The organism is Pseudomonas sp. R3-41 (assembly GCF_054161485.1).
This window is the reverse complement of the sequence record NZ_CP096421.1, coordinates 2,457,681-2,476,154: the sequence shown is the minus strand read 5'-3', so window position 1 is coordinate 2,476,154 and position 18,474 is coordinate 2,457,681. Positions and strand designations below refer to the sequence as shown.

The following is an 18,474-nucleotide window of genomic DNA, read 5'->3' as shown; positions in this document are numbered from 1 at the left end:
CAAACACCGTTTTGCTCCGGTGCCGGACCGCTTTTTTTTCCCGCTACCTGCGATAAATGAACAAAGCCTGGCGCGCGGGCCGGATATTAACACTCGGGGCTGATAAACTGCGCCTCATTGCCCCTTGCTATCGTTTTGATTTTGTAGAAAAAGCCCTTCTGGAGGCGCCCATGAAATTCATTCACCAGCGCGAGCACCTGAACGAAGACGACATTGTCGTCATCGAATGCTCGCAGATGTGCAACATCCGTTTGATGAACGACGCCAACTTCCGCAGCTTCAAGAACGGCGGCCGGCACACGTATCACGGTGGCGCGTTCGACACCTTCCCGGCCAGGATCACGGCGCCGAGCACCGGTTTCTGGAACATCACCATCGACACCGTCAACCGCCGTGCAATCAGCGTCACGCGCAAGCCGACCCTGACCCACAAGATCAAGATCATCCGGCGCTCCAGCTCGAAACTGAGCTGAACATCGCCCTTTCAAGAAAGGCAAAACCGTGGCCCAGACGACCAAATACGTTATCAATTACAAGCTCAACGGCGTACGCCGCTTCGAATTCGCGCAACTGGAAACCGGTACCGAGGAAGAAGCCCGGGCCGCGTTGCAAAAACTGCACGGCGAGACCGACGATGTGATCAGCGAGGTCAAAGTCAGCAAGGCGCTGTAACGGCTCATCCTGATTGTTTTTTGTAGCCACTGGGTCGGCATGATGCTTTTGTGGCGAGGGAGCTCGCTCCCGCTCGGCTGCGCAGCAGTCGCAAAACCTGCTGGCGCGGCCTGCCTGCAAGAACACATCAGTCATTTTGGGTCGGCTTCGCCGCCCAGCGGGAGCAAGCTCCCTCGCCACAAGAGCATTGTGCTCAATGGTGCACCGCAAAAATCGGAGTGCCCGGCATCGCCGCACTGCGCAGACTGAACAGTCCTTTCCAATAAGGATTGCCATCATGCCCCCTACGCTTTCCCTGCCCCAACACCTCGTCAACCAGGACTGGCCCACCCTGGAGCACAGTCTCGACCAGGACGGCTGTGCAATCATTCGCAACCTGCTGCCGCCATCGCAGTGTCGACAACTGAGTGGTTTGTACACCGACCCCAGTCTTTTCCGTTCACGGGTGATCATGGCCCGTCATGGATTCGGGCGCGGTGAGTATCAGTATTTTCGCTATCCGCTACCGGACCTCGTCCAACAGCTGCGTCAGTCGCTGTACCCCATGCTGGTGCCGCTGGCGAACCGCTGGAATGAATGCATGGGCCTGGACGTGCGCTACCCCCACAAACACGCCGACTTCATCCAGCGCTGTCACGCCGCCGGACAATCGCGCCCCACACCGTTGTTGTTGCAATACGGCCCGCAGGACTACAACTGCCTGCACCAGGATCTGTACGGCGAACAGGTGTTCCCCTTGCAAGTCGCGATCCTGCTGTCGGAACCGGGCCAGGACTTTACCGGTGGCGAGTTTGTCCTCACCGAACAACGCCCGCGCATGCAGTCGCGGCCCCAGGTCATGGATCTGAAACAGGGCGATGCGCTGGTGTTTGCCGTGCACCAGCGGCCGGTCAAAGGCGTTCGCGGTTATTATCGGGTGAACATGCGCCATGGCGTCAGCTGCGTGCGCAGCGGCAGACGGCACACCTTGGGAATCATTTTTCATGATGCGCAATGACGACACACCGGTCACCTTGGACCTGTTCGCCGAGCAGGCGCCCACCACGCCCGGCCAGGTCGAACAGATCGGCCAGCAAGCGTTCGTGCTGCGCGGGTTCGCCCTGCCCTGGCTCGAGCGTTTGCTGCCGGCCCTGGAGAACGTCTTGCAAGCTGCGCCGTTCCGGCAGATGGTCACGCCCGGCGGCTTTACCATGTCGGTGGCCTTGAGCAGTTGCGGCGCGCTGGGCTGGACCACCGACCGCAGCGGCTATCGCTACACTGCCCATGACCCGCAGACCGGCCGCCCCTGGCCCGACATGCCGACGGTGTTTCGCGAACTGGCCCAGGCCGCCGCCCGCCAGGCGGGGTTCGAGGCATTCGAGCCCGACGCCTGCCTGATCAACCGCTATGTGCCCGGCGCGCGAATGTCGCTGCACCAGGATAAGAACGAGCGCTCCCTCGACGCCCCCATCGTCTCGATGTCCCTGGGCTTGCCGGCGGTGTTCCAGTTCGGCGGCTTCGCGCGCAGCGACAAAAGCCTGCGCATCCCGCTGTTCCATGGCGACATCGTGGTCTGGGGCGGCGTGGACCGCTTGCGTTATCACGGCGTGCTGCCGCTCAAGGAAGGACAACACCCGCGCCTGGGCGCCCAGCGGATCAACCTGACGTTTCGCACCGCCGGGTGAAGGTGCAGAATTCGACCGCAAGACCCGGAGTGTCGCCCTCTCGCAGGCTGGCTAATGTAGCCAAAACGGGCCAATGGAATAACGACCATGAACAGCACTTCAAACAATCTCGCCGCTGAACAGGATCCCCGCTGGGCCGCCGTGCTCGCCCGCGATCCGCGCGCCGACGGAACATTTGTCTATGGCGTGAAAACCACTGGCATCTACTGCCACCCCAGCAGCCTGTCGCGCCTGCCCAACCCGCGCAACGTCGAATTCTTCGACACGCCGGAACAGGCCCAGGCCGCCGGCTACCGGCCCAGCAAGCGCGTGGCCCGGGACCAGACCCAGGTCGCCGCCCAACAAGCGGCCCGGGTCGCGGCGGCCTGCCGGCAGATCGAGGCGGCCGAGGCGCTGCCCGGCCTGAATGAACTGGCAGACAGCGCCGGCTTGAGTCCCTTCCATTTTCATCGGGTCTTCAAGGCCGTCACCGGCTTGACCCCAAAGGGTTACGCCGCCGCCCACCGCTCACGCAAGGTCCGCGAACGCCTGGCCGATGGCGGCACCATCACCGAGGCGTTGTACGACGCCGGTTTCAATTCCAACAGCCGTTTCTATGAGGCGGCCGACAAGGTGTTGGGCATGAAGCCCGCCGACTACCGCGCCGCCGGGCAGAATACCGACATCCGTTTCGCCGTCGGCCAGTGCTCCCTCGGGGCGATCCTGGTGGCGCAAAGCGAGCGTGGCGTATGCGCGATCCTGCTGGGCGACGATCCGGATACGCTGGTGCGCGACCTGCAGGACAAATTCCGCCGGGCCAACCTCATCGGTGCCGACCGGGAGTTCGAGCAGTTGATCGCCCAAGTGGTGGGCTTCATCGAAGCTCCCGCCTTGGGCCTGGACCTGCCCTTGGACCTGCGCGGCACCGCCTTCCAGGAGCGAGTCTGGCAAGCGTTGCGGGACATCCCCGCCGGCAGCACCGCCAGCTACGCCGAGATCGCCCAGCGCATCGGCATGCCCAAGGCCGTGCGCGCCGTGGCCCAGGCCTGTGGCGCCAACAGCCTGGCGGTGGCGATTCCTTGCCACCGGGTGGTGCGCAGCGACGGCAACCTGTCGGGCTATCGCTGGGGCGTGGAGCGCAAGCGTCAGTTGCTGGCGCTGGAGCGCTCGTCCGGGGATTGAATGCCGATGTAGATCGCCACGGATTCGGGGCCGCTGTAGACCTCGAAATCGGTGGTGAAACGGCGCAGCGTCTGCGGGTTATCGGCGAAGTACGCCCAGATCAAGCCCCAGGTCTGGATCACGCAATCGGGCATCGGCCCCTTGGCCGAAAACACCAGGTAATCCCCGCCCTCGATGTCCACGGCGGGGTAGCCTGCGCTGGTCGCATCCACCTGCACCCCGGCCGTTACGTCGAAGTGGCCGGTGGCGTCGGACTCGTAATGGGAATAGACACCGTAGACGAACGACTCCGACTGCCGGGCCGGAATCGTGTCGAACAACCCTTCGGTGAAGAATCGTTGCCACAACGGGCCGATCCTCGCCGTGTCGGGATGCTGCTCGTCGGCGTTGCGGGTGCGCACCTGCAAACCGGCCACGGTGAAGGGTTCGACAGTCTTGAGTTTCACATCCATGGGTCAGGCTCCTTGTGTATGAAGCGCGCATGGTAACCCTCACGGCGCCGGGATCAAGCGGCGAGTACTCGATTGAAAAACTCGACTGGCCGTCGCCGGCCCACACCTGTTAAAAACGCTGTTTCCTTCTGCCGTCGGAGACCCGTACATGAGCCAGTGGCCAGACACTCGCATTCTTGACTTGCTCGGCATCGAGCTGCCCATCATCCAGGGGCCGTTGGCCGGGGTGACCGGGCCGGCCATGGTGGTCGCGACCTGCAATGCCGGCGGGCTGGGTTCGATGCCGGCGGCGATGCTCGATGTCGAACAACTGCGCCAGGCGCTGACGACCATCCGCGAGCAGACCGACAAACCATTCAATGTGAATTTTTTCGCTCACCAGCCACCGGCCTTCGACGAACAACGGGCCGAGGCCTGGAAGCAACGGCTCAAGCCGTACTACGAGGAATTGGGCGTCGACTTCGACGCACCGACGCCAGTGTCCAACCGCACGCCTTTCGATGATGCAGCCTGCCGGGTGCTGGAGGAGATCCGTCCCAAAGTGGTGAGTTTCCACTTCGGTTTGCCGGAAAAATCCCTGCTGGACCGGGTCAAGGCCACCGGGGCGAAGATCCTTTCTTCGGCCACCACCGTCGAGGAAGCCATCTGGCTTGAACAGCACGGTTGCGACGCGATCATTGCCATGGGTTATGAAGCCGGGGGGCATCGCGGAATGTTCCTCAGCGACGACCTCAACACCCAGGTCGGGCTGTTTGCCTTGTTGCCGCAGGTGGTGGATGCGGTGAAGGTGCCGGTGATCGCCACCGGTGGCATTGGCGATGCGCGGGGAATTGTCGCGGCGTTCGCCCTCGGTGCCTCGGCGGTGCAATTGGGCAGCGCCTATCTGTTCACGCCCGAGGCGAAGATCAGCGCGTCCCATCACCGGGCGTTGCGCACGGCCAAGGAAAGCCAGACCGCGGTCACCAACCTGTTCACCGGCCGTCCGGCCCGGGGCATCGTCAACCGGGTGATGCGCGAAGTGGGCCCGATGAGTCCGCTGGCCCCAGCGTTCCCCCTGGCCGGCGGCGCGTTGATGCCGCTGCGGGCCAAGGGCGAAGCGGACTTCAGCAACCTCTGGGCCGGCCAGGCCTTCCCTCTGGGCCGCGAGTTGCCGGCGGCCGAGTTGACGCGGCGGTTGGCCGAGGAGGCATTGGCCCGACTCCACAGGGCGAATGTCTGATCGAGCGCTATCGCGAGCAAGCTCGCTCCCACAAGGGATTGCTGGCAACCACAACATTGGGTGATGCCAATGTACCTGTGGGAGCGAGCTTGCTCGCGATAGCAGTGGGTCAGTTGGCATAGGTGTTGATTGCGCTGCCGTCTTCGCGAGCAAGCCCGCTCCCACAGGGTTCTGGGGTGAACATAAATCCTGCTGCCTCCTCAGGCCTCGTGTGGGAGCGGGCTTGCTCGCGAAAGCGGTAGGTCAGTTGGCAATGGTGTTGAATGTGCCGCCGTCTTCGCGGGCAAGCCCGCTCCCACAGGGATAGGGGGGCAACCGCCAAATCTGGATACACCGCCGGACCTGTGGGAGCGAGCCTGCTCGCGATGGGGTCAGCCCTGGCACCCTCACTACCCAGGCAAAATGCCGCGTTCCGTTTGTCGGTCATTCGCTATATATTCTGGTATATAGCGAACCTGCCCCGGAGCCTCACCCATGCGCCTCACCCACTTCGCGCCGTTACTGTTCCCGCTCATGACGATTGGTGCCGTCCAGGCCGCCGAGGTGCAGGTGGCGGTCGCTGCCAATTTTACCGCGCCGATCCAGGCCATCGCCGCCGATTTCGAAAAAGACACCGGGCATAAACTGGTAGCAGCGTACGGCGCCACCGGGCAGTTCTACACGCAGATCAAGAACGGCGCGCCGTTCGAAGTGTTCCTCGCCGCGGACGACACCACCCCGGCCAGGCTCGAAAGCGAAGGCGACACCGTCAAGGGCTCGCGTTTCACCTACGCCATCGGCACCCTGGCGCTGTGGTCGGCCAAGGCCGGTTATGTCGACAACAAGGGCCAGGTCCTCCAGCATGGCGACTTCCAACACCTGTCCATCGCCAACCCGAAAACCGCGCCCTATGGCCTGGCCGCGACCCAGGTGCTGGACAAGCTCGGCTTGAACGCCCAGGTCAAAGGCAAACGGGTCGAAGGCCAGAACATCACCCAGGCCTATCAGTTCGTCTCCACCGGTAACGCTGAACTGGGCTTCGTCGCCTTGTCCCAGGTGTACAAGGACGGCAAAGTCACGAGCGGTTCGGCATGGATCGTCCCTGCCGACCTGCACGATCCGATCAAACAGGACGCGGTGATCCTCGACAAAGGCCGGGACAACCCCGCCGCCGCCGCCCTGGTGGATTACCTTAAAGGCCCGAAAGCCGCCGCCATCATCCAGACCTACGGTTACCAACGCTAAATGCCCCTGACCAGCGCCGATTACGCCGCCATCTGGCTGACCCTGAAACTGGCGTCACTGACTACGGTGATCCTGCTGCTCATCGGCACGCCCATCGCCTTGTGGCTGTCGCGCACCCGCTCCTGGCTGCGCGGGCCGGTGGGTGCGGTGGTGGCGTTGCCATTGGTGCTGCCGCCCACGGTGATCGGCTTCTATTTATTGCTGGCGTTGGGGCCGAACGGCTGGATCGGCCAGTTCACCCAAGCCCTCGGGTTGGGCACCCTCACCTTCAGTTTCACCGGGTTGGTGATCGGCTCGGTGATCTATTCCATGCCGTTTGTGGTGCAGCCGTTGCAGAACGCCTTCGCCGCCATCGGCAGTCGCCCCTTGGAAGTCGCCGCCACTTTGCGGGCTGGGCCCTGGGACACGTTTTTCAGCGTGATCCTGCCCCTGGCCCGCCCCGGTTTCATCACCGCAGCGATCCTCGGTTTCGCCCACACCGTTGGCGAATTCGGCGTGGTGCTGATGATCGGCGGCAACATCCCGGAGAAAACCCGGGTGGTGTCGGTGCAGATCTATGACCATGTCGAAGCCCTGGAGTATGCCCAGGCCCACTGGCTGGCGGCGGCGATGCTGGTGTTTTCATTCTTCGTGCTGTTGGCGCTGTACTCCAGCCGCCGAGCCCGCGCTGGCTGGAGCTGATCGATGATTCACGCGCGTTTGCAGCTCGACCATGGGGCGTTTTCCCTGGACCTGGATGTGCAACTGCCGGGCCGTGGCGTGACAGCCTTGTATGGGCCTTCCGGCTCCGGCAAGACCACCTGCCTGCGCTGCATTGCCGGGTTGGAACGGCCGGCCCAGGGGTTTATCGAGGTCAACGGCCAGGTGTGGCAGGACACTGAGCACGGTGTGTTCGTGCCGCCCCACAAGCGTCCCGTGGGGTACGTATTCCAGGAGGCGAGCCTGTTTGCCCATCTGTCGGTGCGGGCCAACCTGGCATTCGGCCTCAAGCGCATTGCACCGGCACAACGGCGGGTGGACATGGACCAGGCCACCGACCTGCTGGGCATCGGGCACTTGCTCGATCGGCAGCCGCACAACCTCTCCGGCGGCGAACGCCAACGGGTGGGCATCGCCCGCGCCTTGCTCACCAGCCCGCGACTGTTGCTGATGGATGAGCCGCTGGCGGCCCTCGACACCCGACGTAAAAACGAGATCCTGCCTTATCTGCAACGGCTCCACGATGAGCTGGACATCCCGGTGCTGTACGTCAGCCATTCCCGGGACGAAGTGGCGCGCCTGGCCGATCATATCGTGCTGCTCGACGCTGGCCGCGCGCAAGCCAGCGGCCCCATCGGTGAAACCCTGGCCCGACTCGACCTGCCATTGGCCTTGGGGGATGACGCCGGGGTGGTGATCGAAGGCAAGGTCAGCGGCTATGACCCGGCGTATCAATTGCTGACCTTGAACCTGCCCGACAGCCAACTGAACGTTCGCGTGCCCCATACTTCATTGGCCCTCGGCCAATCGCTGCGCTTCAAGGTCCAGGCCCGGGATGTCAGCCTCAGCCTGGCGAACGATGCCCGGACCAGTATTCTCAACCGCCTGCCGGTCACCGTGATCAGCGAACAGGCCGCCGACAACGCCGCCCATGTGCTGATCCGCCTGGAAGCGGCCGGCACCCCGCTGCTGGCGCGCATTACTCGCTACTCCCGCGACCAGTTGAAGCTGCACCCGGGGCAGGTGTTGTGGGCGCAGATCAAGGCGGTGGCGGTGTTGGCTTAGGGTATCGAGCCACACCACTCTATTGTGGGAGCGGGCTTGCTCGCGAAGGCGACGGCACATTCAATACTTTTGCTGGCTGACCCACCGCTTTCGCGAGCAAGCCCGCTCCCACAGGTTTGGGGGGACCTCAGAATCTTGGCACGACCGCAACGGGCTGCGGTCAATGAATTCACAGGCCACCGGATTCGTTGCCAAGGACTTTTTTCATGCCCGACACCCTGCCGCCGGATGCACTGCCGGCCGACCTGCATTATGTCGATGACACGGCCCCGGGCATCACCCGCAAGAAGCTCCGGGGCAAATTCTGTTATTTCGACCCGCAGGGCCAACGCATCACCAACGCCGCCGAGATCCAGCGCATCAACGCCCTGGCGGTGCCGCCGGCCTACACCGATGTCTGGATTTGCACCGACCCCCGTGGTCATCTCCAGGCCACCGGGCGCGATGCCCGCGGGCGCAAGCAATATCGCTACCATGCGCGCTGGCGTGAGGTGCGCGACGCGGACAAGTATTCGCGGATGCTGGAGTTCGGGCGCGCCCTGCCACGCTTGCGCAAACGCCTGGAAGAAATCCTCGCCACGCCTGGCTTCAGCCGGGACAAAGTGCTGGCCACGGTCATCACCCTGCTGGACGTGACCCTGATTCGCGTCGGCAACCCCCAATACGCTCGCGCCAATCGCTCCTACGGCCTGACCACCCTGCGCAACAAACATGTCGAGGTCAACGGCAGCGCCATCGCCTTCCAGTTCCGTGGCAAGAGCGGCGTCGAGCACCAGATCACCGTGAAGGACCGGCGCCTGGCGCGGATCATCAAGCGCTGCCAGGAGATCCCCGGGCAGAACCTGTTCCAGTACCTGGACGAACATGGCGAGCGCCACTCCATCAGCTCCTCGGACATCAACGCCTACCTCAAGACGCTGACCGGCGCCGATTTCACCGCCAAGGACTACCGCACCTGGGCCGGCAGCGCAGCGGCGCTGGCCGGGCTGCGGGCGCTGCGTTGGGAAACCGAGACCGAAGCCAAGAAACACGTCACCGAGATGGTCAGGCAGGTCTCTCGACAGCTGGGCAACACGCCGACCGTCTGTCGTAAATGCTACATCCACCCCGCAGTAGTAGAAGGTTTCCTGCTCGGTGCCCTGAAGGCCTTGCCCAAACCCCGGGCCCGCAAAGGCCTCAGCGAAGAAGAAGCCGGACTGGCGCTATTCTTGAAGCGGATGACCCAAACGGCCGAGGCCTGCGAACAGGCGCAATCGGGTTAACGCAATGGACCCGCGGCGAGTCAAGGCGGTGGAACATCGGCAGACCACCGGACTCCCAACTGTAGGGCACGACCACTGCGCAGGTATTCAAAAAGGGTGAAATCGACAGGAGTTTCAGATGTCCGAACACATCGTCCATTTTCATTGCCAGATCGACCAGGGAACCACGGAACGCTTTCGCGACAACTGCCTGGAGGCCATCGAGCAAGGCGCCGACTCACTGATGCTCAACCTCTCCACCGTCGGCGGCAGCACCAACTTCGGTTTTACGCTGTATACCTTCATCAAGTCCCTTCCGGTGCCGGTGCGTGCAGTCAACGCCGGCAATATCGAGTCGATGGGCATCGTCATGTTCCTGGCCGCCAGCGACCGCACCACCACCCCCCATTCGCGCTTCCTGATTCATCCGATGAACTGGTATTTCGGCCAGAAATCCGTGGACCACTCACGCTTGCGCGAGTACCTGTCCAGCCTGGACAACGACGTGGCGCGGTACGTGGAGATCTACGTCAAGGAAACCGCCGGCGCGGCGACCCAATTGGATATCTTCAAGTGCCTGTGCGCCGAGGAACGAGTGATTCCGGCCGAGAATTCCCTGGCCTTTGGCATCGCCCACCGGGTCGAACAAGTGGTGTTCCCTGCGCAAGCCAAGCATTGGAAAGTCAGTGGCGGTGAAGATTAAACAATGGCATTGACAAATAACATGTTCGTTGGCTTTTCAATTAAAAGCGGCAATCTTGTATAACTTCCAAGCGAAGCGGCTGTATAACTTTTTTCCTGTACCTAACAAGCTGGTTACCGTTCGTCGCCAACGAAACGTTTTCTTTAAACTTCCCTCGGGAATTTTCTTTCACAGTTAGGCGAGGCAGTTTTTGCTCGCTTTAACCAAAATGAGGATTCTCAAAATGGCTAACACCGGAAACAAGAACCCAGGTAATTTCGCAAATGATCGTGAGAAAGCTTCGGAAGCCGGCAAGAAAGGCGGACACGCTTCGGGCGGCAATTTTGCAAATGACCGGGAAAAAGCCTCTGAAGCCGGCCGCAAAGGTGGCGAACGCAGCCATGGCGGCGGCAGGAAATCGTAACCTGGAAAACCGTCGGGGCGCAGTACTGCTGCGCCCTGGCGCTTAACCGCAGCGAGGCCGCCCATGAGCAACCAGGATCGATTCATCATCAGTTTCATCAGCAACAACCAACCTGACAATCGTGTGGTGGAGGCGAGCACCGAGACATTGAGTGCCGACGAAGCCGAAGCACTCTTGAGGGCGACGTTCAGTGAACTCAAGGATGTTGAACTCAGCGATGTCCAAGTTCAGAAAAAAACCCGGCCCAACGAAGAAGAACATGGTGTGCCGGGGCATTTCAAACAGCCGTAGTTCAAACTATTCCGAAACGCACTTACTCCCTTTATTACTCCGAATACCCTGTGGCGAGGGAGCTTGCTCCCGCTGGGCTGCAAAGCAGCCCCCTCTATTGCTCAACTCGGTCAGTGATATGCCTGAGGGTTAATGGGGCTGCTGCGCAGCCCAGCGGGAGCAAGCTCCCTCGCCACAAAAAAGCGGAATTTCGACAACCTCTTAATGGGTGTGATCCCCAGTCGGATCCTTGATTTGCCACACCTGCCCTTTCTGCCAGGCATCCGCACCAGGATCAATCGCCGGCGCTTCAATACCCGCTCGGGCCCGCTTTTTCGCTTCGCTGTCGATGCCCATCCGACCGTCCCGCTCGCGTACCAGCCGTGAGCTGATCTGCCCGTCGGCCGTGAACCCCATCATCAACTGAGGCACACCGTAAGGCAGTGCGTTGCCCTGTTCGGTATGCCAGGTGTGCCAGGTCTTGCCATAGGTGCCGACCAGGTTTTCCATCAGCCGGGTTTCCGCGGCCTGGGGGATCCCCGGCGCGATCAATTGTCCGGATTTCACCTCATGCACATGGCTGTGCCACAGCTGTTTTTCACTGGCAGGCAACCCTTCGAACAAACGCTTGCTGATGATGTACTCGACGCCCATCAGCTTGGCGCTGGCGGTGTTGCCGTCGAAGATCGCGCACTGAAAGACTTCCTCGTTCAGCGCCGTGCAGTAGTGATGCGCTTCCATTTGCCCGGACATCCGCCCGTTATAGAAATGAAAACCATCGAGGTAGGTGTCCAGGGCCCGCAACGGCGGTTTGTCCTGCATGAGCCGCGCTCCGGTTTCCAGCGTCGCGGTGGTCGGGGTCTTCGCAGCGCCCGGCGCATCGACGGGCGAGCCGCTCGTGCCGCCCGCGCAACCGGTCAATCCCAAAGCCGTCGCCCAAAGCAGTGTCCAGACGCCATAAACGCTTCGATCTGGCATGTCATCTCTCCTTTTCATGACTGTTCATGAGAAAGACAGTGCCGGGGGCGGGTTTGATTTTCCTGGCGGCCTACCGACGAATGGCGCGCCTCGGCAACTCTGCGATCAACCGGCGCTATGGATTTGCTTCACCGTCTCGATCCAGCTCGGGTCCAGGCGCGACTGTTCAGGGTCCAGGCCCAACGCCTGCATCTTGGCCAGATGCGCGTCGGCCTCTCGCGCCAGGGAACCCTGGGCGCTGGAGTTGGCGTCCAGCTGATGCATCTGCGCCAGCCCCAGGTGATAGAAGCGCAGCAGCTTCATGGCGGCGGGGTCCTGGGCCTGCACACCGGCCGTCACCTGGTGCATGACGTTGGTGATTTTCATCAGGCTGCGCTTGAGCTGCCAGCCGTACACCGCGGCGGCCATCCACGGCTGCGACCAGAAATACTGGCGCATCAGCACCGCCATCGCCAACACGGCGACCATCACTCCGCCCAGGTTGAAGCGAAAGTTATCGCCTCCGGGCGTACCCAACAGCATCACGGCCAGGCTGGACAGCAACATCGCCAGGGCCAGGAACACCACCGCGATGATCAGGGTGCTGCGGCGGGTCTGCCTGCGGTAGGTGTCGCCATCCCACGGTTTGATCTCGAACATCGTGGCGCAATTTCCTTGTACGGCATCAAAAGAGTCACGCATTATCGCCTGCCCGGTCGATTTAGCTATGCTGGGGCTCATTTTGTATCGCTACCGACTCGCCGGGCGAGGATCGAAGTCCATGGCGATGGCGCAAGGATCGTGCGATCTTTCGGTGTGGACGTTTTTTTCAAGATGCCGTCGTTGTGTGCATGGCATCGTTTTCAAGGAAAGCTGAATGACTCAAAGACATGTAATCAACGCTTCGGTAAGCCCGAAAGGCAGCCTGGAAACCTTGTCCCAGCGCGAAGTGCAACAACTGAGCGAAGCCGGCTCCGGCAGCATCTACGACCTCTTCCGCCAGTGCGCCCTGGCCATCCTCAATACCGGCGCCCATGTCGATAACGCCAAGACCATCCTGGAAGCCTACAAGGACTTCGAGATCCGCATTCACCAGCAGGACCGGGGCGTGCGCCTGGAGCTGCTGAACGCGCCAGCCGACGCCTTCGTCGACGGCGAGATGATCGCCAGCACCCGGGAAATGCTGTTCAGCGCCTTGCGCGACATCGTCTACACCGAGAACGAGCTGGACAGCCAGCGCATCGACCTCAGCTCGTCCCAGGGTATCAGCGACTACGTGTTCCACCTGCTGCGCAACGCCCGCACCCTGCGCCCGGGTGTCGAGCCGAAAATTGTCGTGTGCTGGGGCGGTCATTCGATCAACACCGAAGAATACAAATACACCAAGAAGGTCGGCCACGAACTGGGCCTGCGCAGCCTGGACATCTGCACCGGCTGCGGCCCGGGCGTGATGAAAGGCCCGATGAAAGGCGCCACCATCGCCCACGCCAAGCAGCGCATCCATGGCGGGCGCTACCTGGGCCTGACGGAGCCGGGCATCATCGCCGCCGAGGCACCGAACCCGATCGTCAACGAGCTGGTGATCCTGCCGGACATCGAGAAACGCCTGGAAGCCTTCGTGCGGGTCGGCCACGGCATCATCATCTTCCCGGGCGGCGCCGGCACGGCGGAAGAGTTCCTCTACCTGCTGGGTATCCTGATGCACCCGGCCAACCAGGACCTGCCCTTCCCAGTGGTGCTCACCGGGCCGAAAAGCGCCGCGCCGTACCTCGACCAGTTGCACGCGTTTGTCGGTGCCACCCTGGGCGAGGCGGCGCAGAAGCACTATCAGATCATCATCGATGACCCGGCCGAAGTGGCCCGGCAGATGACCCAGGGGCTCAAGGAGGTCAAGCAGTTCCGCCGCGAGCGCAACGACGCCTTCCACTTCAACTGGCTGCTGAAGATCGACGAGGGCTTCCAGCGCCCGTTCGACCCGACCCACGCCAACATGGCCAGCCTGGGCCTGAGCCGCGACCTGCCGGCCCACGAACTGGCCGCCAACCTGCGCCGGGCGTTTTCGGGAATCGTGGCCGGTAACGTCAAGGACAAGGGCATCCGCCTGATCGAGGAACACGGCCCTTACGAAATCCACGGCGACCCCGCCATCATGGAACCCCTCGACCGCCTGCTCCAGGCCTTCGTCGCCCAGCACCGCATGAAACTGCCGGGCGGCGCGGCGTATGTGCCGTGCTATCGCGTGGTGACCTGACCGGTTCAAAGACCACTGCAGGTCCAAGGTGGGAGCAAAGCTTGCTCCCACAGGTTTGCCCCCAGGCTCGCATCCATAAAGGGGATCTGCTGAGATTACGAAAGAGGGGTCAGTCGCATCAGCCCGGCTTCATCCACTTCAAGGCCTAGCCCGAGGTAATCCTTGATCTGCGGATGAAGGGTCACCACTGGGTGCGTGTGCGTTGCCGTCACCACCAGGACGTCAGCCCCGGCGGCCTCGCCTGCCCGGATTCCGGCCTCGGCGTCCTCAAAGACCAGGCACTCCTGGGGCGCCACGTGCAGGCGTTCGGCGGCCAGGCGATAGCAGGCGGGGTTGGGCTTGCCGTCGCTGACGTCTTCGGCGGTGACCATCACGGCGGGACGGGGGATGCCCGCCGCTTCCATGCGACGCAAGGCCAACGCCATGGGCGCGGAGGTAACGATTGCCCAGCGCTCCGGCGGCAGGCTTTCCAGGAACGCCAGCGCACCGGGCACTTGCACCACCCCTTCGACGTCTTCGATTTCTTCCCGGGTAATCTGCTGGGCCTGCGCCTCGGCATCCACCCCCGGCAGGTGCTGGCGGGCAATGGTGTCGATGGCGCGCACGCCATGGATGGTCGGCAGGAACGTCGCCACGTCCACGCCGTGGCGCAGGGCCCAGCGCGTCCAGATCCGTTCGGCGGCGGCGATGGAATTGAGCAGCGTGCCGTCCATGTCGAACAGGAAGGCGCGGTAGGCGATGTTGGAGCGCAGAGTGACAGGCATCGGATTCTCAATGATGAAGGGGCGCATGACGGCCACTGTAACATCGCTATGCCCCGAACCTGTGGGAGCGGGCTTGCTCGCGAAGGCGGTGGATCAGTCAATGTTGTTGTTGAATGCAACACCGCATTCGCGAGCAAGCCCGCTCACACATTTGGATTTGAGTTGTGTCACACAGCAGCGATCTACACCAACCGCTCGATCGGCTGATGCTGCCACACCCGCTTGTAGTACAGCGTCTGCAACAGCAGCATGCTCAGGTAAGCCACCGGGAACGCCATCCACACCCCTTGGAGCCCGAAGCGGGCGTCCAGCAGATACGCCGCCGGCACTTGCACGGCGACGATGCAGAAGATCGAAATGGCCACCGGCGCCAGCACCGTGCCGCTGGCGCGCATGATGCCGCCGACGATCGCCTGGAAACCGAACAACAGCAAGCTCCAAAGCATGATATGCAACAGGTGTTCGGCCTGGATCCGCGCCGCCGGGTCAGTGATGAACAGCCCCAACAGCCAGTGGGACAACAGATAGCCCAGCAGCACCAGCCCACCGGTGAGCCAGAGGTTGATCGCCAGCCCCGTGCGCAGGATCGGCCCCAGGCGCTCCAGGCGGCCGGCACCGATGGCCTGGGCGCCGAGGATCGAGGCGGTGATGGCAATCGACAGCGCCGGAAACTGCACATAGTTGACGATCTGCGTCACCGCGCCGTAGGCCGCCGTGGCCTCGGATCCGTGGCGATTGACCAGCGCGAGGATCACCAACTCCGACAGCGAGATCACCACCATCTGCAACCCTGTGGGCAGGCCAATGCGCAGCACTTTGCCGAGGATGTCCTTGTCCAGGCGCATCGCCGCGAACAACGCACGGTCCGGCGCCAGGGCATGCTCGCGACGATTCAGGCGCCACGCCAGCATCAGCATCGCCGACGTCGTCCCCACCAGCCCCGCCCATGCCGCGCTCTGGATGCCCATTTGCGGCAAACCCAGCCAGCCGCGAATCAACGCCGGCGTGAGCAGCAGCCCGACACTGGTGGACACCAGCAGCGCCAGCATCGGTGACACCGTATCGCTCACCCCGCGCAGCAGTTGGGTGAACAGCACGAATACCAGCAACATCGGCAAGATCCACAGCATGACCCGGGCATAGGAAACGGCGTCCTCCAGCACATCGGCCGGCGTGCCGAGCCCCTGCAGCGCCTGTCGCGCAAAGACACTGCCAAGCACCGCCGCCGCCAGGCCGATGATCGCCCCCAGCAATAAGGTTGCCCCGGCAATCGCCTTCACCTTGCCGGTTTCGCCGGCGCCATAGGCCTGCCCGATCAACACCCCGGCCCCCGCGCCCAGGCCGATCACCAACGCGATAAAGAAAAACACGATGGGAAACATGCCCGACACCGCTGCCAACGCCTGGGTCCCCAGCATCTGACCGATGTAAATGCTGTTGAGCGTGCCGGACATGGACTGCAGGAAGTTGGACAGGACCATGGGAAGCAGGAATAGGAGATAGGTTTTCCAGAGAGGCTGGGTGGGCATGAGGACTCTGATGGCAGGTTTGAAAATCCGGGTGCCGGTAATTTAGCTCAATCCATACAACTCGTTTCAGAAGATTCGGCGCAGGCTGCTCTTGTGGCTCTTGTGGCTCTTGGCTTTTGGCTCTTTTGGCTCTTTTGGCTCTTTTGGCTCTTGTGGCTCTTGTGGCTCTTGTGGCGAGGGAGCTTGCTCCCGCTGGGCTGCGCAGCGGCCCCGAAACCTGGACACGCCGTGTATCAGGCTGACCTCGCCAGCCGCTTTTGGGACCGCTTCGCGCTCCAGCGGGAGCAAGCTCCCTCGCCACAAAGGCCCCTTGAGCCATCTCCCTCACCACAAAGGTTCCCTTGAGCCATCTCCCTCGCCACAAAAGCCCCGCGCACCCGCTATCTCGCCAATGGGGTTCATACCTTCGTCGGGGCCATTCGACATTTCCCACACAGCGTCTAATCTGAAGGCACAGTGCCACGTACTGGGTAGGCCAATGCCTACGGCAATATCGGAATCGGACAGCCGGTCTTAAAGTCCGAGTAAGGGTCGCAGATAACCAGTTATTCGCAAATAACCTGTCCGCAACACTGTTCAAGGACCGAACCATGACGTCGTATTCTCACGGTCATTCCCTTTCCCAACCACAACCGCGCATCCTCTGGAGTGCCGTGCTGGTGGCCATTGCCGCGAGCGTTGGCGTGCTCGCGCTCAATGGCGCGAGTGCATCGAACATTGGCTTGAGCGTGGCGATCCTGGCCTTGGGCGTGGTTAGTGGCATATGGGGAGCGCGCGTACAACGCCAGCAGTTCGACAGCGCCCTCGCCGCCGCCATGGCCGACCACGACCTGCAGGGCAGCGAGCACCAGGCTCATAAAACCCACGCACAATTCAACGAAGTCATTCTCGGTGCCATGCCGATCTGGGCCAAGCAAGTCGAAAGCTCCCGACAGCAGACCGAAACCGCGATCGTCTCCCTGACCAGCCGCTTCACCGGCATTTCGTCGCGCCTGGAAGACACCGTGCAAGCCTCGCAACTGGCCGCCGGTGAACTGGCCGGCCAGAGCAGTGGCGGCGCCGTGCAGGTGCTGGCCCAGAGCGAAGGTGAACTGGTCAAGGTCATCGATTCCCTGAAGGCCACCCAGGCCAGCCGCGACGAAACCCTGGCCCAGGTGCGCAACCTGACGGCCTATACCGGCGAACTGCGGACCATGGCCGCCGACGTCGCGGCGATTGCCGCGCAGACCAACCTGCTGGCCCTCAACGCCGCCATTGAAGCCGCCCGTGCCGGCGAAGCCGGGCGTGGCTTTGCCGTGGTGGCCGACGCCGTGCGCAGCCTGTCGAGCAAGTCCAGCGAGACCGGCCAGCAGATGTCGGCCAAGGTCGACATCATCAACACCGCCATCACCCAACTGGTCCATGCCGCGTCCAGCGGCGCGGACCAGGACAGCCATTCCGTCAGCGCCTCCGAGCAGAGCATCCAGCAGGTGCTGGAGCGCTTCAAGAGTGTCACTGGCCGGCTGGCCGACTCGGCCGACATGCTGCAACGGGAAAGCTTCGGCATCCGCGATGAACTCACCGAGGTGCTGGTCAGCCTGCAATTCCAGGACCGGGTCAGCCAGATCCTCAGCCACGTGCGCGACAACATCGAGGACCTGCATGTGCACTTGCAGCAGGCCAGTCAGTCGCCCGAACAGGCCGTCTCCATCGACGCCCGCCAATGGCTGGCGCGCATGGAAACCACTTACGCCACCGACGAGCAACGCCGCAATCACCACGGCGACTCGAGCGCGCAACAGACTTCACAGGAAATAACCTTCTTTTAGGAGAGCCGTTCATGGCTAAAAGTGTATTGGTTGTCGACGACTCCGCGAGCGTTCGGCAGGTGGTCGGCATCGCGTTGAAAAGTGCCGGCTATGACGTGATCGAAGCCAGCGATGGCAGGGACGCCCTGGGCAAGCTCAACGGCCAGAAAGTGCACCTGATCATCAGCGACGTGAACATGCCCAACATGGACGGCATCACCTTCGTCAAGGAGGTCAAGAAGCTGGCCAGCTACAAGTTCACGCCGATCATCATGCTCACCACCGAATCCCAGGAATCGAAGAAACAGGAAGGCCAGGCCGCTGGGGCCAAAGCCTGGGTGGTCAAGCCGTTCCAGCCGGCGCAGATGCTGGCGGCGGTCTCCAAGCTGATTCTTCCTTGATGGCCGGAGGCT

Annotated in this window: 20 protein-coding genes and 1 pseudogene; 16 read left to right on the top strand and 5 right to left on the bottom strand. The window is 62.5% G+C overall.

The window, feature by feature from the left end; translation table 11 throughout:
• Positions 1–170 precede the first annotated feature (170 nt).
• The 5 genes from M1D99_RS11210 to ada all read left to right on the top strand — a co-directional run bounded on the left by M1D99_RS11210 (position 171) and on the right by ada (position 3,497).
• On the top strand, positions 171–473 hold the full coding sequence (locus M1D99_RS11210) for a DUF1883 domain-containing protein (protein WP_003182962.1): 303 nt from the start codon (positions 171–173) through the stop codon (positions 471–473).
• 28 nt (positions 474–501) lie between these two features.
• Positions 502–672, top strand: coding sequence for a hypothetical protein (locus M1D99_RS11205; RefSeq protein ID WP_458131785.1), 171 nt, complete (start codon positions 502–504; stop codon positions 670–672).
• Positions 673–949: 277 nt separating this feature from the next.
• Positions 950–1,669 (top strand): 2OG-Fe(II) oxygenase, encoded by a 720-nt coding sequence (locus M1D99_RS11200; protein WP_458131784.1) that lies wholly within the window; start codon positions 950–952, stop codon positions 1,667–1,669.
• Entirely contained in the window at positions 1,656–2,336 is a 681-nt protein-coding gene (gene alkB, locus M1D99_RS11195; RefSeq protein ID WP_437182506.1) for a DNA oxidative demethylase AlkB, read from the top strand. The genes M1D99_RS11200 and alkB overlap by 14 nt, the downstream gene beginning before the upstream one ends.
• Before the next feature lie 87 nt (positions 2,337–2,423).
• The gene (gene ada, locus M1D99_RS11190; RefSeq protein WP_411387183.1) at positions 2,424–3,497 is read left to right on the top strand and encodes a bifunctional DNA-binding transcriptional regulator/O6-methylguanine-DNA methyltransferase Ada; all 1,074 of its coding nucleotides are present in this window, start codon (positions 2,424–2,426) and stop codon (positions 3,495–3,497) included.
• Here ada and M1D99_RS11185 read toward each other — a convergent pair.
• Positions 3,461–3,949: a GyrI-like domain-containing protein gene (locus M1D99_RS11185; RefSeq protein ID WP_434575283.1), complete on the bottom strand. Its 489-nt coding sequence runs from the start codon at positions 3,947–3,949 to the stop codon at positions 3,461–3,463. The genes ada and M1D99_RS11185 overlap by 37 nt on opposite strands.
• 148 nt (positions 3,950–4,097) lie before the next feature.
• On the opposite strand from M1D99_RS11185, the gene M1D99_RS11180 reads away from it, so the two are divergent.
• The 8 genes from M1D99_RS11180 to M1D99_RS11145 all read left to right on the top strand — a co-directional run bounded on the left by M1D99_RS11180 (position 4,098) and on the right by M1D99_RS11145 (position 10,794).
• Entirely contained in the window at positions 4,098–5,168 is a 1,071-nt protein-coding gene (locus M1D99_RS11180; RefSeq protein WP_434575281.1) for an NAD(P)H-dependent flavin oxidoreductase, read from the top strand.
• A 474-nt stretch (positions 5,169–5,642) separates the two neighbouring features.
• Positions 5,643–6,392: a molybdate ABC transporter substrate-binding protein gene (modA, locus tag M1D99_RS11175; protein WP_458131783.1), complete on the top strand. Its 750-nt coding sequence runs from the start codon at positions 5,643–5,645 to the stop codon at positions 6,390–6,392.
• On the top strand, positions 6,393–7,073 hold the full coding sequence (gene modB / locus M1D99_RS11170) for a molybdate ABC transporter permease subunit (protein ID WP_458131782.1): 681 nt from the start codon (positions 6,393–6,395) through the stop codon (positions 7,071–7,073).
• Positions 7,074–7,076: 3 nt separating this feature from the next.
• On the top strand, positions 7,077–8,156 hold the full coding sequence (gene modC / locus M1D99_RS11165; protein WP_458131781.1) for a molybdenum ABC transporter ATP-binding protein: 1,080 nt from the start codon (positions 7,077–7,079) through the stop codon (positions 8,154–8,156).
• Positions 8,157–8,362: 206 nt separating this feature from the next.
• Positions 8,363–9,418: a DNA topoisomerase IB gene (locus tag M1D99_RS11160; RefSeq protein WP_434575275.1), complete on the top strand. Its 1,056-nt coding sequence runs from the start codon at positions 8,363–8,365 to the stop codon at positions 9,416–9,418.
• Positions 9,419–9,536: 118 nt separating this feature from the next.
• The gene (locus M1D99_RS11155) at positions 9,537–10,100 is read left to right on the top strand and encodes an ATP-dependent Clp protease proteolytic subunit (RefSeq protein ID WP_186709285.1); all 564 of its coding nucleotides are present in this window, start codon (positions 9,537–9,539) and stop codon (positions 10,098–10,100) included.
• A 223-nt stretch (positions 10,101–10,323) separates the two neighbouring features.
• Positions 10,324–10,503, top strand: a complete 180-nt coding sequence (locus tag M1D99_RS11150; RefSeq protein ID WP_082343568.1) for a con-10 family general stress protein — start codon at positions 10,324–10,326, stop codon at positions 10,501–10,503.
• Between the two features lie 63 nt (positions 10,504–10,566).
• Positions 10,567–10,794, top strand: a complete 228-nt coding sequence (locus M1D99_RS11145; RefSeq protein ID WP_434575273.1) for a hypothetical protein — start codon at positions 10,567–10,569, stop codon at positions 10,792–10,794.
• A 201-nt stretch (positions 10,795–10,995) separates the two neighbouring features.
• On the opposite strand, the gene M1D99_RS11140 is transcribed toward M1D99_RS11145, so the two are convergent.
• Together M1D99_RS11140 and M1D99_RS11135 are read right to left on the bottom strand one after the other, a co-directional pair.
• Positions 10,996–11,751, bottom strand: a complete 756-nt coding sequence (locus tag M1D99_RS11140; RefSeq protein ID WP_458131780.1) for an OBAP family protein — start codon at positions 11,749–11,751, stop codon at positions 10,996–10,998.
• Between the two features lie 105 nt (positions 11,752–11,856).
• Positions 11,857–12,390 (bottom strand): DUF3087 family protein, encoded by a 534-nt coding sequence (locus tag M1D99_RS11135; RefSeq protein WP_434575270.1) that lies wholly within the window; start codon positions 12,388–12,390, stop codon positions 11,857–11,859.
• A gap of 217 nt (positions 12,391–12,607) precedes the next feature.
• Between M1D99_RS11135 and ppnN the strand changes: the two genes are divergently transcribed.
• Positions 12,608–13,981 (top strand): nucleotide 5'-monophosphate nucleosidase PpnN, encoded by a 1,374-nt coding sequence (gene ppnN, locus M1D99_RS11130; RefSeq protein ID WP_053122984.1) that lies wholly within the window; start codon positions 12,608–12,610, stop codon positions 13,979–13,981.
• Between the two features lie 95 nt (positions 13,982–14,076).
• Here ppnN and M1D99_RS11125 read toward each other — a convergent pair whose 3' ends face one another.
• Positions 14,077–14,745, bottom strand: a complete 669-nt coding sequence (locus tag M1D99_RS11125) for an HAD family hydrolase (RefSeq protein ID WP_458131779.1) — start codon at positions 14,743–14,745, stop codon at positions 14,077–14,079.
• A gap of 182 nt (positions 14,746–14,927) precedes the next feature.
• Positions 14,928–16,274, bottom strand: a complete 1,347-nt coding sequence (locus M1D99_RS11120) for an MATE family efflux transporter (protein WP_458131778.1) — start codon at positions 16,272–16,274, stop codon at positions 14,928–14,930.
• 866 nt (positions 16,275–17,140) lie between these two features.
• Between M1D99_RS11120 and M1D99_RS11115 the strand changes: the two are divergent.
• Both M1D99_RS11115 and M1D99_RS11110 read left to right on the top strand, forming a co-directional pair.
• A pseudogene (locus M1D99_RS11115) lies at positions 17,141–18,082 on the top strand (methyl-accepting chemotaxis protein); the annotation flags it as partial.
• 11 nt (positions 18,083–18,093) lie between these two features.
• The gene (locus M1D99_RS11110; RefSeq protein WP_186709275.1) at positions 18,094–18,462 is read left to right on the top strand and encodes a response regulator; all 369 of its coding nucleotides are present in this window, start codon (positions 18,094–18,096) and stop codon (positions 18,460–18,462) included.
• The last annotated feature ends 12 nt before the right edge of the window (positions 18,463–18,474 follow it).

What these genes read in the sequence shown, in the direction of transcription:
- M1D99_RS11210 (WP_003182962.1), top strand. Translation starts at nt 171, where the DNA reads ATGAAATTCATTCACCAGCGCGAGCACCTGAACGAAGACGACATTGTC.
- M1D99_RS11200 (WP_458131784.1), top strand. Translation starts at nt 950, where the DNA reads ATGCCCCCTACGCTTTCCCTGCCCCAACACCTCGTCAACCAGGACTGG.
- alkB (WP_437182506.1), top strand. Translation starts at nt 1,656, where the DNA reads ATGATGCGCAATGACGACACACCGGTCACCTTGGACCTGTTCGCCGAG.
- ada (WP_411387183.1), top strand. Translation starts at nt 2,424, where the DNA reads ATGAACAGCACTTCAAACAATCTCGCCGCTGAACAGGATCCCCGCTGG.
- M1D99_RS11185 (WP_434575283.1), bottom strand. Translation starts at nt 3,949, where the DNA reads ATGGATGTGAAACTCAAGACTGTCGAACCCTTCACCGTGGCCGGTTTG.
- M1D99_RS11180 (WP_434575281.1), top strand. Translation starts at nt 4,098, where the DNA reads ATGAGCCAGTGGCCAGACACTCGCATTCTTGACTTGCTCGGCATCGAG.
- modA (WP_458131783.1), top strand. Translation starts at nt 5,643, where the DNA reads ATGCGCCTCACCCACTTCGCGCCGTTACTGTTCCCGCTCATGACGATT.
- modB (WP_458131782.1), top strand. Translation starts at nt 6,393, where the DNA reads ATGCCCCTGACCAGCGCCGATTACGCCGCCATCTGGCTGACCCTGAAA.
- modC (WP_458131781.1), top strand. Translation starts at nt 7,077, where the DNA reads ATGATTCACGCGCGTTTGCAGCTCGACCATGGGGCGTTTTCCCTGGAC.
- M1D99_RS11160 (WP_434575275.1), top strand. Translation starts at nt 8,363, where the DNA reads ATGCCCGACACCCTGCCGCCGGATGCACTGCCGGCCGACCTGCATTAT.
- M1D99_RS11155 (WP_186709285.1), top strand. Translation starts at nt 9,537, where the DNA reads ATGTCCGAACACATCGTCCATTTTCATTGCCAGATCGACCAGGGAACC.
- M1D99_RS11150 (WP_082343568.1), top strand. Translation starts at nt 10,324, where the DNA reads ATGGCTAACACCGGAAACAAGAACCCAGGTAATTTCGCAAATGATCGT.
- M1D99_RS11145 (WP_434575273.1), top strand. Translation starts at nt 10,567, where the DNA reads ATGAGCAACCAGGATCGATTCATCATCAGTTTCATCAGCAACAACCAA.
- M1D99_RS11140 (WP_458131780.1), bottom strand. Translation starts at nt 11,751, where the DNA reads ATGCCAGATCGAAGCGTTTATGGCGTCTGGACACTGCTTTGGGCGACG.
- M1D99_RS11135 (WP_434575270.1), bottom strand. Translation starts at nt 12,390, where the DNA reads ATGTTCGAGATCAAACCGTGGGATGGCGACACCTACCGCAGGCAGACC.
- ppnN (WP_053122984.1), top strand. Translation starts at nt 12,608, where the DNA reads ATGACTCAAAGACATGTAATCAACGCTTCGGTAAGCCCGAAAGGCAGC.
- M1D99_RS11125 (WP_458131779.1), bottom strand. Translation starts at nt 14,745, where the DNA reads ATGCCTGTCACTCTGCGCTCCAACATCGCCTACCGCGCCTTCCTGTTC.
- M1D99_RS11120 (WP_458131778.1), bottom strand. Translation starts at nt 16,274, where the DNA reads ATGCCCACCCAGCCTCTCTGGAAAACCTATCTCCTATTCCTGCTTCCC.
- M1D99_RS11110 (WP_186709275.1), top strand. Translation starts at nt 18,094, where the DNA reads ATGGCTAAAAGTGTATTGGTTGTCGACGACTCCGCGAGCGTTCGGCAG.